Source organism: Stieleria tagensis (assembly GCF_024129865.1).
In the GTDB taxonomy this organism is placed as follows: domain Bacteria; phylum Planctomycetota; class Planctomycetia; order Pirellulales; family Pirellulaceae; genus Stieleria; species Stieleria tagensis.
The window spans coordinates 1-17,642 of sequence record NZ_JAMYFE010000017.1; the positions used below are offsets into that span (position 1 = coordinate 1).

At 57.0% G+C, this 17,642-nt stretch carries 12 protein-coding genes; 5 read left to right on the forward strand and 7 right to left on the reverse strand.

Going from position 1 to position 17,642, the window contains the following annotated elements; genetic code table 11:
* Positions 1–187: 187 nt before the first annotated feature.
* The gene (gene serS, locus NHH03_RS02255; protein WP_253154113.1) at positions 188–1,462 is read right to left on the reverse strand and encodes a serine--tRNA ligase; all 1,275 of its coding nucleotides are present in this window, start codon (positions 1,460–1,462) and stop codon (positions 188–190) included.
* A 67-nt stretch (positions 1,463–1,529) separates the two neighbouring features.
* Positions 1,530–2,951: a dipeptidase gene (locus NHH03_RS02260; RefSeq protein ID WP_253154114.1), complete on the reverse strand. Its 1,422-nt coding sequence runs from the start codon at positions 2,949–2,951 to the stop codon at positions 1,530–1,532.
* A 136-nt stretch (positions 2,952–3,087) separates the two neighbouring features.
* Here NHH03_RS02260 and NHH03_RS02265 point away from each other — a divergent pair, with 136 nt between their 5' ends.
* The 3 genes from NHH03_RS02265 (at position 3,088) to tnpA (ending at position 5,714) form a co-directional block, all read left to right on the forward strand.
* On the forward strand, positions 3,088–3,426 hold the full coding sequence (locus tag NHH03_RS02265) for an ATP-dependent Clp protease adaptor ClpS (protein WP_253154115.1): 339 nt from the start codon (positions 3,088–3,090) through the stop codon (positions 3,424–3,426).
* 79 nt (positions 3,427–3,505) lie between these two features.
* The gene (gene mtaB, locus NHH03_RS02270) at positions 3,506–4,819 is read left to right on the forward strand and encodes a tRNA (N(6)-L-threonylcarbamoyladenosine(37)-C(2))-methylthiotransferase MtaB (protein WP_253154116.1); all 1,314 of its coding nucleotides are present in this window, start codon (positions 3,506–3,508) and stop codon (positions 4,817–4,819) included.
* Positions 4,820–5,261: 442 nt separating this feature from the next.
* The gene (gene tnpA / locus NHH03_RS02275) at positions 5,262–5,714 is read left to right on the forward strand and encodes an IS200/IS605 family transposase (RefSeq protein ID WP_253154117.1); all 453 of its coding nucleotides are present in this window, start codon (positions 5,262–5,264) and stop codon (positions 5,712–5,714) included.
* Positions 5,715–6,320: 606 nt separating this feature from the next.
* Here tnpA and NHH03_RS02280 read toward each other — a convergent pair.
* The 5 genes from NHH03_RS02280 to accD form a co-directional block, all read right to left on the reverse strand.
* A complete protein-coding gene (locus NHH03_RS02280) occupies positions 6,321–7,136 on the reverse strand; it encodes a PP2C family protein-serine/threonine phosphatase (RefSeq protein WP_253154118.1) in 816 nt (271 codons plus the stop codon).
* A 9-nt stretch (positions 7,137–7,145) separates the two neighbouring features.
* Positions 7,146–8,000, reverse strand: coding sequence for a serine/threonine-protein kinase (locus tag NHH03_RS02285; RefSeq protein WP_253154119.1), 855 nt, complete (start codon positions 7,998–8,000; stop codon positions 7,146–7,148).
* Complete coding sequence (gene speA / locus NHH03_RS02290; RefSeq protein WP_253154120.1) at positions 7,997–10,027, reverse strand: biosynthetic arginine decarboxylase; 2,031 nt, start codon at positions 10,025–10,027, stop codon at positions 7,997–7,999. Before speA ends, NHH03_RS02285 begins: the two co-directional genes overlap by 4 nt.
* A 252-nt stretch (positions 10,028–10,279) precedes the next feature.
* Entirely contained in the window at positions 10,280–11,206 is a 927-nt protein-coding gene (locus NHH03_RS02295; protein WP_253154121.1) for a serine/threonine protein kinase, read from the reverse strand.
* Between the two features lie 8 nt (positions 11,207–11,214).
* Positions 11,215–12,084, reverse strand: coding sequence for an acetyl-CoA carboxylase, carboxyltransferase subunit beta (accD, locus tag NHH03_RS02300; protein ID WP_390895478.1), 870 nt, complete (start codon positions 12,082–12,084; stop codon positions 11,215–11,217).
* A gap of 300 nt (positions 12,085–12,384) precedes the next feature.
* Between accD and NHH03_RS02305 the strand changes: the two genes are divergently transcribed.
* Together NHH03_RS02305 and NHH03_RS02310 are read left to right on the forward strand one after the other, a co-directional pair.
* Positions 12,385–14,724 (forward strand): FAD-dependent oxidoreductase, encoded by a 2,340-nt coding sequence (locus tag NHH03_RS02305; protein WP_253154122.1) that lies wholly within the window; start codon positions 12,385–12,387, stop codon positions 14,722–14,724.
* Between the two features lie 86 nt (positions 14,725–14,810).
* On the forward strand, positions 14,811–17,528 hold the full coding sequence (locus tag NHH03_RS02310) for a DEAD/DEAH box helicase (RefSeq protein ID WP_253154123.1): 2,718 nt from the start codon (positions 14,811–14,813) through the stop codon (positions 17,526–17,528).
* The last annotated feature ends 114 nt before the right edge of the window (positions 17,529–17,642 follow it).

Here is a 17,642-nt window from a genome sequence, read left to right on the forward strand (position 1 = left end):
GAAGAATAAAGCCGGTCGGATAAATCCTCCACACCAACTAGCGACCGGCTAATTAAATCAACAGCCCGGTCGGGTTACCAGAAAAGCGCAACTTCAAAACTGACGCGTCGGGTTGGGATAGAATCGCAACTTCAAAACGCACGCCCCAGCCCGACGGAACCCCGGCAGGATCCGCTACGATCTGAGATCAACCGATCACGTCACAACCCATCCAGGGCTGCAATACCTTGGGCACACCGATGCTGCCATCGCTGCGCTGGTGGTTCTCGAGCACGGCGATCATCGCCCGCCCGGTCGCGACAGCGGTGCCGTTAAGTGTGTGCACAAACTTGGTGCCCTTTTCGCCGGCGGTCTTGTAACGAACGTTCAACCGCCGCGCTTGATAGTCGGTGCAGTTGCTGGTGCTGGTCACTTCACCCCACTCGCCGTTGTCACCGCGACCGGGCATCCAGGCTTCCAAGTCGTACTTGCGATAGGCCGGTCCGCCCAGATCGCCACTCGCCGTGTCCACGACTCGGTAGGGGACTTCCAGTGCATCAAACAGCTCACATTCCAACGAGCGCATCTGCTCGTGGATCGCGTCGCTGTGCTCGGGCAAGGTGAACGCGAACATCTCGACTTTCGTGAATTGGTGCACCCGGTAAAGCCCTTTGGACGCCCGACCGGCCGCACCGGCTTCGGTACGAAAACAGTGACTTAACCCGCACAGTTTGATCGGCAATTCGGTATCGCTGAGTGTCTGATCGGTCATCATGCCGCCCAAGGTGATCTCAGCGGTGGCAACCAAATTCAGTTCGGTATTCTCGATGCTGTAGATCTGGGTTTCCGGACCACGCGGATTAAAACCGGTGCCTTGCAAGACACTGGTCAGCGCCAAGTCGGGCGTCGAGACCGGAGTGAATCCCCGCTCGGACAGAAACGCGATTGCGAACTGTTGCAGCGCCAAATCCAAACGCACCGCAGCATTTCGCAGAAAATAGAACCCGGCACCGGCGACGCGGGCGCCGCCTTCGAAATCAAACAGGTCGTGCTTTTCGCCCAACTGTAAGTGATCGAGCGGCTGGAAATCAAATTCCGGCTTGGCGGTTTTGCCGAACGACAATTCTTTGGCATCGTCCTCTCCGCCGGTCGGGGCATCGGGATGCGTCAGGTTGGGGACCAGCGTCTGAATGGCAACGATCTCTGCCTCGTGTTCGTCACAGGCTTTCTGGGCGGCGTCTTTCTGCTGGCGCAATTCCCGCCCCTTGGCGATCAATGCTTGTCGCTCGGCATCGTCACCGGCCTGGGGAATTTGTTTGCTGCATTCGTTGGCCTGTCGATTGAGTTCCTGGGCCAGTTGCAACTGTTGAACCCGCTGCGTTTCTAATTCGACGATCCGGTCGATATCACAGGGAACACCACGCCGCTCGCAATTTTCGCGGACCAGTTGGGCGTTCTGTAGAATGAATTTCCGATCAAGCATGACTTACAAGTGGGAATGGAACTGAATGGATGAATCGGTCTCGCCCGGCCTGACGCGGGGAAGACGCCTAGTTTGACTGTTTTGCGATTTCGTTCCAGAGCCTGGCGGAGGCCTGGATGCCACGGTAGTAGTCCTGGACGCGAAACTTTTCATTGGGGCTGTGGGGGTTGTCATCCGACAATCCCCAGCCCAGCAACAGGCAATCGCAATCGAGCACGGACTGGAAACGGGTGACAATCGGAATCGAGCCTCCTTCGCGGATGAACACCGGCTTGGTCCCGAACGCTTGCTCGATGGCTTGCTCGGCGGCCTTCGCAAACGGCGTGTCGATCCCGGTCAACATTCCCGGCGCACCATGATCCGATTCCAGCGTCCAGCTGACCCCCGGCGGCGCATGATCGGTCAGGTGTTGCTGCAATTGCTGTGTCAGTTCCGCGGGGTCTTGATTTGGCACCAGACGAAAACTGATTTTGGCGTGCGCCACCGCGGGGATGATCGTTTTCACGCCTTCCCCTTGATGTCCCGACGTCAAACCGTTGATGTCGAATGTGGGTCGTGCCCAGCGTCGTTCGTCGGTGGTGTAGCCCTGTTCGCCGAACAGTTCGTTGACGCCGATGCCACTCGCAAACGCCTCGTCGGTCTGTGGCAATTGTTGCCATTGCTGGCGTTGCTCGGTTGTCAACGGTTCGACGCGATCATAGAAGCCGGGGATTTGAATCCGGCCCTGGGAATCAACGATCGATGACAACAATTGGCAAAGTGCGATCGCGGGGTTTTTCACCGCGCCGCCGAACGAACCGCTGTGCAAATCTTGACTCGGTCCGCGGACGGTCAGTTCATAGGTCGCGATGCCTCGCAATCCATAGGTGATCGCCGGTTGTCCATCAGCATATTGGCTGCTGTCGCTGATCACGACACAATGACATGCCAAACGGTCGGCTAATTCGGGCAACATCCGTTCCAAATTTCCGCTGCCGACTTCCTCTTCGCCTTCGACCAAAAACTTGATCTGCAGCGGCAGCGGCACTCCCGTCGACAACCACTGACAAACACTTTGGATGTGCGTCAGCACCTGCCCCTTGTCGTCGGTCGCTCCGCGGGCAAACAGATCACCGTCACGGATCGTCGGCTCGAATGCGCCGCTGATCCACTGATCCAACGGTTCGGCCGGTTGCACGTCATAGTGACCATAGACCAGGACCACCGGGGCACCCGGCACCGCTGGCGTTTCGGCGATGACCAACGGATGCCCGTCGGTCTCAACCGTTTGCACTTTCAACCCGGCGGCGGCGAATTTTTCGTGTACCCAATCACAGGCGCGACGGACGTCGGCAACCCGCCCGCTGTCACTGCTGACACTGGGGATCCGCAGCCACTCCACTAGATCCGTTAAATAACGCTGCTTGTTGACGTCGATTGCTTGCAGCAATTGGTCAAATGACGTTCCATCGGCGGCTGTCGAAGCCGAATTTTCTCGAGGATCAGACACGGCGAATGATCTGTTTTGAGGGATAGAAATCGGGAAAAACCGTCAAAATCGGGTCTGCCTACGGTTCTCAGACCGCGCTACAATAGGGGTCACGCAATTCGAAAGACAGAGGGCTAGCACGGAGCGATTAACGAATATGTCAGACGAGCAAGTCACGGTTGCCGATCCGGTTGTCGAAAAAGCAAACAAAAAGAAAGCGAAAAAGCAACCGCGGTACAACGTGATCCTTTGGGACGATACCGATCACAGCTACCAGTACGTCGTGTTGATGATGCGCCAACTGTTTCGCTATCCGGTCGAAAAGGGATTCCAGATCGCGACCGAAGTTGACGGCTGTGGCAAAGCCATTTGCATGACCACCACCTTGGAACATGCCGAGCTTAAACGCGACCAAATCCACGCCTATGGCAAAGACGAATTGATCGCGCGCTGCAAGGGCAGCATGAGCGCAACAATCGAACCGGTCGCCGAATAACCGGCCAACGGCACCGGGAACAGTTCCCGCCGATCTGCCCCCCTTCATCCAACCTTCCGTTTCTCCCACTCACCGATACATGCCGGCAAAGCTCCGCGTCACCACACTGGGATGCAAAGTCAACCAATACGAAACCGAACTTGTTCGCCAAGGATTGCAGCGGGTCGGGTTTGAAGACTGTGAGGGCAATGAACAGGCCGATGTCTGCATCGTCAACACCTGCACCGTCACCAATCAGGGTGACGTCAAAAGTCGCCAGGTGATCCGCCGCATGGCACGTGACAATCCCGATGCCCGAATCGTTGTGATGGGATGTTACGCCACCCGCGCACCGGATGAGGTTGCCACGCTGCCGGGTGTCGCCGAAGTCGTGACCGACAAACGCGAACTGCCCGATCTGATGTCGCGGTTTGGCGTCGTCGACGTGCCGACCGGCCTGGATGGGTTTTCCGGCCGGCACCGCGCCTATGTGAAAGTCCAAGATGGCTGTCTGTTGCGATGCAGCTATTGCATCATCCCCCACGTCCGACCCGAATTGACCTCTCGGCCGCTGGAACACATCGTCGACGAAGTGGCGCGACTGACCCAGGCCGGGCACCGCGAAGTCGTGTTGACCGGGATTCATCTGGGCCACTACGGCGTCGACTGGAATCGCAACAAGCCACGTGAACAATGGACACGGTTGTCTGATTTAGTTCGACGGCTGTGTGAACTACCAGGTGAGTTTCGCATTCGACTTTCCAGCATCGAAGCCACCGAGGTCACACGCAGTTTGATCGCAGTGATGACCGAGTACCCCCACCGTCTGGTACCGCATGTACACCTGTGTTTGCAATCCGGCAGCGATTCGGTGCTGCGTCGGATGCGACGTCGCTGGGGCACGCGGATGTTTTTAGATCGCTGCCGAATGCTCAACGAAGCACTCCGGCAGCCCGCGATTACAACCGACATCATCGTCGGCTTCCCCGGTGAATCCGAATCCGAATTCGAGCAAACGCTGCAAACCTGCCGCGCCGCCGGTTTTTCCAAAATTCACGCCTTTCCGTTTAGTGCTCGCCGCGGCACACCGGCCGCCGAGATGCCTGACCAATTGGCAGGCGATCTGAAAAACGAACGCGTGCATCGCTTGGGTGAATTGGAAACCGAGTTGCGACGCGACTATTTCCAAAGCCTGGTCGGTCAGTCTCTCGAGGTCTTGGTCGAATCCGATCGCCAACTGACCACTCTCAACAGCGGCGCTGCTTCCCAGCGTTTGCTGCGGGGAACGACCTGTCGCTACGCACCGGCCGAATGGGTCAGTGAGCATTCAACTCATACGGCCGGCGATTTGGTCAATGTCGTTGCCACCTCCGCCGATGATCAACGAGTGTTGGTCAAATCCACCGGAGTGTGAAGCCGGCGCTGCACTCTTCACGCCGCAGGCGTTGCACAACCTAACCCGGGGTCGCGCAGCGCACCCCGGGAACGACCACCAATCGCAACGGGACCCCAACGGGGTCCAACAAACATCTGCAACCCCTTCGGGGTAACGTTCGTGAATGAATCAGCACCCGGGGTGCGCTGCGCGACCCCGGGCTAAACTGTTCGACCGCGTTGCGGTCATCCTGCATCCCGGCCTTGGATTCATCATGGATCCCCCCGACCCGACACAGATGCATAACTTCACGCCGAAGGCGTTGCACAACCTAGCCCGGGGTCGCGCAGCGCACCCCGGGAACGACCACCAATTGCAACGGGACCCCAACGGGGTTGAAGAACATCCCTGACATCGCAAAGGTGTACAATTGATGGTCCATCCAAACGTTTTGTTTACACCGTGAACGGGGATCCGGGTGATGGGGCAATCTCTAGTACAACTCTACGTCCATCTGGTCTTTGCCACGAAACATCGACAACCGTTACTGAAGAATTCGGATTGTCGTCAGCGCATGCATTCTTATTTGGCGGGCGTTTGTAAAAACCAACTTTCACCCGCAATTATCGTCGGCGGTGTCGAAGATCATGTCCATCTGCTTTGTCGTCTTGGGAAGACAATCGACATCGCAAAATTGATTCGTGAATTGAAGCGAGACTCATCGGAGTGGGCCAAACGTGAATTGTCGATTGGGAACTTCTATTGGCAAACCGGCTACGGAGCCTTTTCGATCAGCCCCTCCCACTTGCAAGCGTTGACAAGCTACATCACAAACCAAGAACAACATCATCAAAAGGAATCGTTCCAAGACGAATTTCGCCGACTATGTAAAAAATATGGTGTCGAGATTGATGAACGATTCGTTTGGGAATGATAGCTTGCGAGGGAATCTCACGTGCCAATACAAACGCATAACTTCACGCCGAAGGCGTTGCACAACCTAGCCCGGGGTCGCGCAGCGCACCCCGGGAACGACCACCAATTGCAACGGGACCCCAACGGGGTTCAACAATGTCTGCAACCCCTTCGGGGTAACGTTCGTAAATGAATCAGCACCCGGGGTGCGCTGCGCGACCCCGGGCTAAACTGTTCGACCGCGTTGCGGTCATGGTGGATCCCGGCCTTGGATTCATCATGGATCCCCCGGACCCGACACAGATGCATGGTTTCACGCCGAAGGCGTTGCACAACCTAGCCCGGGGTCGCGCAGCGCACCCCGGGAACGACCACCAATTACAACGGGACCCCAACGGGGTCCAACAATGTCTGCAACCCCTTCGGGGTAATGTTCGTGAACGAATCAGCACCCGGGGTGCGCTGCGCGACCCCGGGCTAAACTGTTGGACCGCGTTGCGGTCATCCTGCATCCCGGCCTCGGATTCATCATGGATCCCCCGGAGCCGGCACAAACGCATGATTTCACGCCGAAGGCGTTGCACAACCTAGCCCGGGGTCGCGCAGCGCACCCCGGGGACTCGATTCAGGGCGTCATCAACAACAGCGCCAAATCATCGGGTTTGCCTGGGGCGTCGGCGTCGTGCTGCTGCATCCGCTCGGTGGCTAATTTGACCAGCGCGTCGATTCGATCGAGTGGGCGTCCGACACGCGCCAAAGCTGTCACTTCGCTCAAGTGCAGATTGTCAAACAGGCCGTCGCTGCCGACGACAATTGTATCACGGGCTGCCAGAGCGATTGCCGGACCGATCTCGATGTGCATCTCGCGGGATCCGACCAAATTCGAAACGAGATGCCGTTCGTCGTGATGCATCGCGTCCATTTCATCGATCAACCCCGATTCGATCGCATAGCCGACCGGTGAATGGGACACCGATTTCCATTTGATCGCGCCACGTTGACCAACGATCAATGCCATTGAATCACCGACTTGGTACCCTCGCGCCACCCGGCGATGATTGATCTCGACAACGCAAATGGTTGTCGCGGCGCCGGTCCCCATGTCAAGGATCTCAGCATTGGCCCGTTCAATCCCGTCCAAGATGGCCGGCCGCAAATCGCGATCATCATCATGATCCAGCAAGGTCTCGGCCAAACACTGCACCGCTATCGCTGAAGCTTTGTAACCGAGCGGGGCACCGCCGACGCCATCGGCTACGGCCAGCACGACCGCCCCGCCGCTGGTATGGATGATGACCGCGCTATCATCGTTGGGCTCGTCTTTCTCGGGACAGGTTCGCGAAAACGCTACGAAATGCCCCCCGGCGACATCGATCAGGTCGGCCTGATCCATCTCGCTTTCTAAGTAATATCGGACCGTTGAGCCGAGTGTCGTTTCCATGCCACCATTCTACGTCCCCACTCGATGGCGGCGTGCGAACCGAATCGCTTTCAATCGCGTTTTTTCCCACGCCACAGCCATTTTTCCGGCATCAGCGAACCGGTCACGTGGTTTGACCGCGATGGATTTGCGGATGATAGCAATTAAATCGGGGTGGACTCTCTTTCGCAGCGCTGCCCCCCCAGGTAGTGGCAACTCGAAAGGGTACTCCGGCCACTTACCAGAAAACATTCGATAGGCGATCAATCCGATCGAAAACACATCGCTGCGGGCGGATGGTTTGCCCATCGCTTGTTCGGGCGCCATGTAGCCCAGTGTGCCGGTTCCCGAACCACTGATCGTTCGCTGTGCGGCTTTGGCGATCCCGAAATCAGCCAACTTCAATTGATCGGTTTCGAACAACAAGATGTTCTCAGGTTTAATATCACAGTGAATCACACCTTCGCTGTGGGCATAAGCGACGGCATCGAGCAATTGCGAGGCAAAGTCGAAAGCCGTTTCAAAGGCCATTCGTTTTTTCAGTCGATCGTCCAGGGTCCGCGAGGCCAGCGGGCTAACGATTACCAAGCGACCGTCGATGAAGCTGGCATCACGGATCGGCAAGATGTTGGGATGTTCCAGTCCGAGCGTCAGTTTGACTTCGCGGCGAAACTCATCCACGAGGTCATCGGAGACCCATTTCGTACACGGGATCTTGAGCGCCACCTTGATCGACAACAGAGTATCGGTGGCCGCATAGACGTCGGCAAACCCGCCACTGCCGATCTTTCGATCCAGGCGATATTTGCCGACTCGGCTACCACGTCTCAGTTTGCCCAATTCGTCACTGGCACGATTCACATCGGTGGCATGGCGATGGTTCAAGGCGATGCGTTTTCGGTTGAACGAGAGGATGTTTCGTCTGGCGGCGGAAACGACAACTCGTCGATCGACGTTGTGTTTCGTGCCAGTGTCAAATAGGTGTAACCTTTCAGGGCCTGTTCGAATGCCGCGATGGTCTGGCCGGCCTGCAGGTGATCAATACGTTTTTCAGCGATCGCATCTTCGACGGAATCTTGGATGCTTTCGATCAACTCACGGTCTTCGTATTGAACATAGCTCAAAACTTCGGACACGGTGTCGCCTTTGACGATCGACCGAACTTTCACCGCTCCGGCTTCACATTCGACGTGCACCGCATGCGTGTCGCCAAACAGGTTGTGCAGATCGCCTAGAATCTCTTGATAGGCACCCACCATAAACACAGCCAACTGATAGGGCTTGCCCGGTTCCAGCGGGTGCAATGCCAGCGTCTTCTTGCGGCCTTCGCCACAGACGAACGAGTCGACTTTGCCATCACTATCGCAGGTGATGTCACCGAGCACCGCATTTCGGGTCGGCGCTTCATCCAATCGATGAATCGGCATGATCGGGAACAACTGATCGATCGCCCAGGCATCGGGCATCGATTGAAAGATCGAACAATTGACAAAGTAAATGTCGGACAACATTCGATCGAGGTGTTTGAGTTCCTCGGGAAAACGTTTGGCGCTATCAGCAATGTCACGAACGCGGTGACAGAGCGCAAAATACATGTTCTCGGCTGCCACCCGCTGCTCGAGCGGCAGGTATCCGCCGCTGAACAGGTTCATGCACAAGTCCAACGAGACCTGAGCATCGTGAAAGGTCTCCATCACGTTGTTCGAATTCAGTCCTTGAAATCCGTCCCACAGATCAAGCACTGGTTTTTCATAGTCCTCCGGTGGCCCCTCCAATTCGCCTTGGGGTTGATCCACGGCGGTGGCCCAGGGCGGCAGATCCAGGTTGCCCTGTTTGGTCACACCCAAGGTCTCGGTGACCAGCACGCTGTGCTGGGCTGTGACGGCGCGTCCACTTTCCGAAATCAATTGTGGGTGCGGCACCCCGGCTTCGTCACAGACACTTTGGACATGAAAGACGACGTCGTTGGCGTATTCCTGAATCGAATAGTTGGTGCTCGATTCGGTATCGGTACGGGTGCCATCGTAATCCACGCCCAGCCCGCCACCGACGTCCAGATAGCCCATCGCCGCACCGCGTCGTTGCAGGTCGACATAGATCCGGGCGGCTTCCAGAATGGCGGATTTCAATTGACGAATGTTGCCGATCTGACTGCCGACATGAAAGTGCAACAGTTGAAAACAGTCGGCTAAATCCAATGCGATCATCCGATCGAGTGCGGCCAGAATTTCGGCCACGGTCAATCCGAACTTGCTGCGGTATCCGCCACTGGCCTGCCATCGACCGCTGCCACGGGTGGCCAATTTGACACGCATTCCCAACGTCGGGCGAACACCGACCTCTGCGGCGATGCGAAACACCAAGTCCAACTCGGTGGCTTTTTCGATCACCGGGATTACCTTGCGACCGAGTCGTTGTGCCATCATCGCCAGGCGAATGAATTCTTCGTCTTTGAATCCATTGCAGACGATCGGCACCGACGGATCGCTCATCGCGATCGCCGCCAACAATTCCGGTTTGCTGCCCGCTTCGACGCCGAACCCCAATTTGGCGCCCTCGCCAACGATTTGCTGGACGACTTCGCGCTGCTGATTGACCTTGATCGGAAACACACAGCGATAGCGATTCTGGTAACCCTGTTCGTCGATCGCCTGCTGAAAACAATCGTTCAATCGATGCAACCGATCGCGCAGGATACCATTGAATCGAAGCAGGATCGGCAACTCCAATCCTCGATCACACAGCCGATCGACCAATGATTTCAGATCAATGGACGATTGCAGATCGCGCTCTGGCGAAACCAGAACGTTGCCGTCTTCGGAGATCGAAAAATATCCGTCTCCCCAGCGGTTGATACCGTACTCGGAGGCCGCGTCTTGGATCGTCCAGCGATCTGCTACAGACTGCTTCAATGCTTCACATCTCCAGGGGTTGGATCGTGGACCGCCGATGGAATATCGGATCGGCCACGCAAAAACAGAGGACTATTAGGGTAACGTTTTGATCACAACCCGAAGCGTCACGGGCTATTGATTGAATCTTCGACGATAAAATGAGCGTGGGAATGGTAACCCGACGCGTGAGCGAGGGATTTAGGGAATTAACTGCATCCCTCGCTGACGCGTCGGGTTACCAAAATCAATGTCTCACGCAAAAGCGAAACTTCAAATCTGTGGACTCGGGGCACCGTCTTTGTAAACGCTTTTCACCTTTCGGATGGCCTGAATAAAGTGATCGATATCCGGTGTTCGATCTTCCACTTTGGGCTGCATCATTTGCATCACGCTGCGTGCCAGACTGGTGTCGACGTTCGGACAGACCTCGGTCAACGGTTTGGGCGGTGACGTGTCATGGTGCAATGCTGCCCGCCCGGTCACTTCATCACCCTGCCAGGGATGCGTGAAGGCGATCAAGCAGTAGAACGTTACGCCCAGCGAAAACAAGTCGACACGTTTATCGGTCGGCCGTCGACGAACGATTTCCGGCGACATGTACAGCGGTGTGCCGGTCCGGTTTCCCGGCACCATGAACGGTGGCGTGGCTGGGACGGTCAATCCAAAGTCGATCAATTTGACATCGGTTGAATCCGGCAACAGGATAAAGTTGCGGGGACAAATATCGCGGTGAATGAATCCCAAGTTGTGCACGTATTTCAGCGCTTCGCTCATCGATTTGATCAACATCAACCGTTTGCCGGCAACGTGATGCTCCTGTTTTTTGACGATGATGTTCTGCATACTCGGCCCGGCGATGTATTCCATGATCAACACCGGATCCCCCTTGGTCGACACACCCACCTCGTAGGTCTCCACCACATTGGGGTGATGCATCTTCAGCGCGATCTCGCCCTCGCTCGGTTTCTTCAGATGGCGAAACCGACCTTCAAAGGCTTCGACCTTTTCCGGGTCCAAAATCTTGACACCCACCATTCGTCGGTCGTGGTCAAAGTCTTTGGCGGCAAAGAACTTGGACATCGTCCCGGTTGCGGACGTGCGTTCGAGCGAGAACCGGCGTTGCAGATCGATCCGGCCAACGGACTGGCCGCTGCCACCACCGCTGAACATCGATTTGACAGAATCAAAGATCCCCATATGGCTGGTTACTTTCCGCAATAGTCGATTGCGCGGGCGATTTCAGTTTTCAAATGTTTGCGTTGCACGATGCGATCGACATAGCCGTGTTCGAGCAGAAATTCGCTGGTCTGGAAGCCCTCTGGCAACTCGATCCCGATCGTCGCTTTGATCGTTCGCGGGCCGGCGAATCCGATCAAGGCTTTGGGTTCGGCAAACACCAAATCGCCTAGCGAGGCAAAACTGGCGGCAACGCCGCCCATGGTTGGATTGGTCAACACGCTGATGAACAATCCACCGGCTTGATCGTAGCGCGCCAGCGCCGCGCTGACTTTGGCCATCTGCATCAACGACAGAATCCCTTCGTGCATCCGTGCCCCACCACCACTGGCGCTGATGATGATCAACGGCAGATTTTGCACTGTGGCATGCTCGATCAGTCGCGCCAGGCGTTCGCCAACGACAGATCCCATGCTGCCCATGATGAAGGCGCTGTCGGTCACCGCCAACGCAGCGCGTCTTGCGCGAATCATTCCCGTACCGGTCACCGCCGCATCGGACAGCCCGGTTCGTTTCTGTTCGCCGACCAACCGTTCGGCGTAGCGGCGACGGTCGGAAAACTCCAGCGGATCGGTCGGTTGCAGATGCTCGTTCATCGGTTCGAAGGTGCCTTCGTCGATGACCTGGGCAATCCGCTGCGCCGCTGAGACGTAGAAGTGGTGTTCACATTTGGGGCAAACGTTCAGCCGCTGCTGCACTTCCTTTTTGTAAACGCTGGTCCCACAACCAGGACATTTCAGCCACAAACCCTCCGGCACACCGCGTTTCTTGGGTGGCTCGGGCGCTGTATCGCTGGAGTCTGGCATGGTGGAATTGGACTGGGATTCGATGGTGGCCATGCAATCTTTTTTTGACGCGAACCGCTGCGATGATGGACGATCATCACGTGGCGCAAACGTGCAGCTTATTGGATTTAATCAGTGAGGCATCGACAATGCCCTGGTTTTCGAGGGCTAGTTTAGCTGATCTTGTCGTGATTCTCAGCCCCAATCTTGTGATCTTGGATCGGTAACTCTGGGCCTGAAATATTTGCCCATTGGCGGGAAATTGATCAAATTGGATGTCCAAAATCGGTGACTTGTTCGCTTGCAGTGTATCCTGCGCCCCGCTGCCTCCCCCCCTCGATCAGGCCTTTCCAAATGACCGGTAATACTTGTCACAACCACCTTCATCGTCTCGCAATCGCCCTGGCCGCGTGCAGTTTGGCGGTCATCGCCCAAACCGGTCGGATTGCCGCTGCCCCCGCCAACGAGGGTAACGCCGCTGCGGAGAATTCTGCAGAGATTTTTGTCGAAACCGAAAGCTTCGACGATCTGGGCGGCTGGAAATTGGACACCCAGTTCATTCAACAGATGGGGTCACCCTACCTGCTGGCTCATGGGCTGGGGACGCCGGTTGCCGACGCCGTGACGCAAATCGATATCCAGCAGGCGGGCACCTACCGTGTCTGGGTGCGAACATTTGATTGGGTGGCCCGCTGGGACGCGCCGGGAGCACCGGGCAAATTCCACATTCAACTCGGCGGTAAAACGTTGCAACCGACCTTTGGCACCACGGGAAAGGATTGGAATTGGCAGGACGGCGGCACGATCGAATTGGCGAGCGGGAAAAGCGAACTGCGAATCAAGGACTTGACCGGTTTTGATGGACGCTGTGACTGTGTCTACCTGACCCAAAACCTGGACCAGACCCCGCCACCGGCAAACGAAGTGCTATCGGACTGGCGACGCAAGCAACTGGGGCTGCCCGCCGAACCACTGCAGCGAGGACCCTACGATCTGGTCGTCGTCGGTGGCGGCTATGCCGGCATGGGATCGGCAATCAGCGCCGCGCGAATGGGATGCCGGGTGGCATTGATCCAGGACCGCGGAGTGCTCGGTGGCAACGGGTCGAGCGAAGTCCGTGTGTGGGCGATGGGAAACATTCGCCGTGGAAAGTTTCCCCGCGTCGGCGAGATCATCGAAGAATTTGCCGACAAAGCCACCAAGTCACCGGGTCGCTATGAGGAATTCGGCGACGAATTGAAAGAGCGCGTCGTCCGCGCCGAACCACAAATCGATCTGTGGCTGAACCACCACGCCTTTGCCGCCGCTACCAAAGACAATCACATCGTTTCGGTCGATGCACTGGACACCAAAACCGGTGCCGTCGTGCGAATGATCGGCGACCGCTTTGTCGATTGCACCGGCCACGGTTGGCTGGGCCAATTTGTCGGCGCCGACAGCGACATGGCGCCCGATGGCCGGATGGGGATGAGCAACATGTGGCGGTGGGACGAAACCGATGCGCCCAAGAGCTTTCCCAAAACGCCTTGGGCCCTGGATCTGGACATGGCCGACTTTCCCTATCCGCGGGATCATCACGGCCAATGGTTTTGGGAAAGCGGGTTTGATAAAGACGCCGTCGGTCGTGCCGAAAGCATTCGCGATTGGAACCTCCGCGCCGTCTATGGCGCCTTCAATGCGATGAAAAATCGCGACGGTGCCGACGACCACACCACCGCCGTACTCAGCTGGGTTGCCTACGTCGGCGGACCGCGAGAAAGCAATCGTTTGCTCGGTGACGTGATCCTGACCCAAGACGACGTGGTCGAAAAACGAGAATTTCCCGACGGTTGTGTCCCCAGCACCTGGTCGATCGATTTGCACTACCCCAAAGAACAATACGCAAAAAAGTTCCCCGAGAATCCCTTCATCAGCATTGCCGTGCACGATCGCCGCGTCGATCGGATGTACGGCTATCCCGTCCCCTATCGCTGTTTCTACAGTCGCAATATCGACAATCTGTTCATGGCCGGGCGGAACGTCAGCGTCACTCACGAAGCATTGGGGACCGTCCGGGTGATGAAGACCTGTGGCATGATGGGCGAAGTGGTCGGTAAAGCCGCATCGATTTGCGCGCTGCGAAACTGCACCCCGCGCGAAGTCTATGAAAACCACTTGGACGAATTGCTGGAGATGCTGGAATTGCCCGGCAAAGCCCGCCGCAGCACGCCATCGGCCCCGATCACGATCGACGAAGGCGCACTGCCCAAAGCATCGTCCCTGGGGCCTGCCAAAGGCCTGGACCCCGATTCACTGGGCGGCATCGTGGTCGATGACCAACAATCCCAACGCAAGGGAAAATGGTCCAGCGGTGAAACGGGTAATCGCTTTGTCGGCCATGGATACCAATACGCCAGTGGCGGCAGCGGGGCGACAGCAACCTACGTCATCAAAGCGCCCAATACCGGTCGCTACAAGATCGGGGTCCGCAGCGCGCCGTTTGACAATCGATCCAAAGCCGCACCGGTGGAAGTCCGCAACGGTGATCAAGTCATCAAGACGGACGTTAACTACCAAGGCACTGCCGAGGGAGAATTCATCCCCGTCGGCACCGTCGATGTCGAACAAGGCGACGACGTCCAGATCATCGTGATGACCGCCGGGGCAAAGGGTTTTGTTCACTTGGATGCCGTCCAGATGATCCCAGTTGACTGAACCGGATCGCGCTTGATCCCAATGACCAATCCGGGTCTACTTTTTCCTGTCGCGTCAATCGACCACAGCAAAAAGGAATCTCCCGGATGAGCACCGCATCAGCAGCCGCATCGACCTCAGGCGGAAAGAAACAACGCAATCATTTTCACCGGCGGCTCGGATCGCTGACCTTCACCCAGGCCTGCCAATTGCTGGGCGATGAAGGTGCCAAACTGCTGCGAACCGGTGCCCAAGAACTAGCGGTTGACTTTGAAGACGTCTTTCTGGGCGGTGATCTGCTGCGGGTTCGGGTTCCGGATGCCAGCGTCGACGGCGGGTTGGCGATCGCTACGATCACCTTGCAATCCGGCCGCCATCGCCAGCTGCAAACCAATTGCGACCAATGCGAAATGCCCTGCCTTCACCTGGGCGCCGCACTGGATTATCTGCTGCAGGCCAAAAGCGACCTGGGGCTGGCGCAACCACCGGACGAATCGGTCCCGCTGGAACACCTGACGGCGAGTGAACTGAATCAACGCGCGCTGGCCGAACGTGCCAAGCGGGCGGTCGAGGAACGAATGAAGGTCCGCTCGACCAACACCGACCGACCCTGGACCGATTACATCGTCAGCAGTGAACGCTCCGGCCGCACCTATCGCGTCGCAGTGCGCAGCTTCGAACCGGGCGACTGCTATTGCAGCTGTCCCGATTATCGAACCAACCGCTTGGGCACCTGCAAACATATCTTGCATGTGAAATCCAAAGTCCAAAAGCGGTTTTCCAGTGCAAAACTTCGCGCACCCTATCGCCGCAAAAAGGTCTCCGTCGGCCTGGACTATGGCGCAAACCCAGGCATCCGATTTCATCTGCCCTACCGCTGCGATGAAACCGTTCAAGAGATCGTCGCCCTCGACGACCAACAGGTGATCACCGATGGCCGCGACGCACTGACACGGATCGAAGCCCTGGAGAATGCCGGACACGATGTCACGATCTACCCGGACGCCGAAGCATTCATCCAACGTCAACTGATCCAGGCTCGTGTGCAACAACAATGCCTCGCGATCCGCAACGATGTCGAAAAACATCCGCTGCGGACCGAACTGCTGGACGCCACACTGTTGCCCTATCAACTCGATGGCATCGCGTTTGCCGCCGGCGCCGGCCGGGCGATCTTGGCCGATGACATGGGCCTGGGAAAAACCATTCAAGGCATCGGTGTCGCCGAACTGCTGGCTCGCTTGGCCGAGATCAAACGCGTCTTGATCGTTTCACCGGCCTCGCTGAAAAGTCAGTGGCAAAGCGAGATCAATCGCTTCAGCGAGCGCTCCTCACAAATCGTCTTGGGCACCGGTGCCGAACGCGCCGATCAATACCGCAGCGATGCGTTTTTCACGATCTGTAACTACGAACAGGTCCTGCGAGACCTGACGGCGATCGAGAACGTTCCTTGGGACTTGATCATTCTGGACGAAGGCCAGCGGATCAAAAATTGGGAATCCAAAACCAGCAATGTGATCCGCCAACTGGAAAGCCCGTTTCGATTGGTGCTCTCTGGAACGCCACTGGAAAATCGCCTGGGCGATCTGTTCACGATCACACGCTTTGTCGACGAAGACCGGTTGGGACCGGCGTACGAATTTTTTCACAAACACCATGTGGTCGACGAAAGAGGCAAGACGTTGGGCTATCACCGGCTGGACCAGCTGCGCGAATCGCTGCAACCGATCCTGTTGCGCCGCACGCGAGCCGAAGTCGCCAAACAGTTGCCCGAGCGAACCGATGAAGTCATTCGTGTCGAAGCCACCGCGGAACAGAAAGAGATCAACGATTCGCATTTGTCGATCGTCGCGCAGATCGTCAACAAAAGCTACATGACCGAAATGGACGTGTTGCGGATGCAAAAGTCATTGCTGATGGCCCGCATGTCCTGCGACAGCACCTTTTTGGTCGATCAAGAAGAACCGGAATACAGCAGTAAACTGGAGCGTTTGACCGAACTGCTCGAAGGGCTGATCGACGACCCGACTCGCAAAATCGTCCTGTTCAGCGAGTGGCGGCGGATGCTCGATCGCATCGAAATGCGAATGGACCAAATGGGCTGTGACTATGTCCGATTAGACGGCCAGATCCCTCAAAAGAAACGCGGCGCGATCGTCGATCGATTCCAAACCGACCCCCAGTGCCGAGTGATCTGTATGACCAACGCCGGATCGACCGGCTTGAATCTGCAGGCGGCCAACACCGTGATCAACGTCGACCTGCCTTGGAACCCGGCTGTCCTGGAACAGCGTATCGCCCGCGCCTATCGGATGGGGCAAAAGAATCCGGTGCACATCTACAAACTGGTCACCGTCGGCGACACCATCGAAGAACGACTGCTCAACACGTTGGCCTCGAAACAGGAACTCGCCGACGCGTCGATCGATATGCAAAGCGATGTTGAATCGGTGTCGATGCAAAGTGGCATGGAGGATTTGAAACGTCGGTTGGAAACCATTCTGGATCCGTTGCCGGCCGCCGCTGTCGACCAAAGCCAACAACGACGTGTCGAATCCCAAGCCGAAACGCTGCAGGCCAAACGCGAAAAGGTCTCCGCCGCAACCGGCCAATTGATCTCCGCGGCGCTCTCTTTGGCCGGCGAATTGATCCCCTCAACCGGCGACAAAGCTCCTGACGACCAGCAGGTCGCCGCGCTGACCGAGCGATTGTCCCAGTGTGTCGACAAAGACCCCGCGGGACGGCCACAACTGACGATCACCCTGCCCAACGAGGATGCCCTGCGCGGGCTGGCCACAACACTTGCAAAACTTCTGGAAAGTTGACATGTTCGCGGCCGTTGTTTTTGACAGAAGTACTGCAGATTATCCAGCCAGTCTAAAGCAACCATCCGGTGCCGTCCGATACCCGTCATAAGGGCTAATCTCTTGTCTAGATTT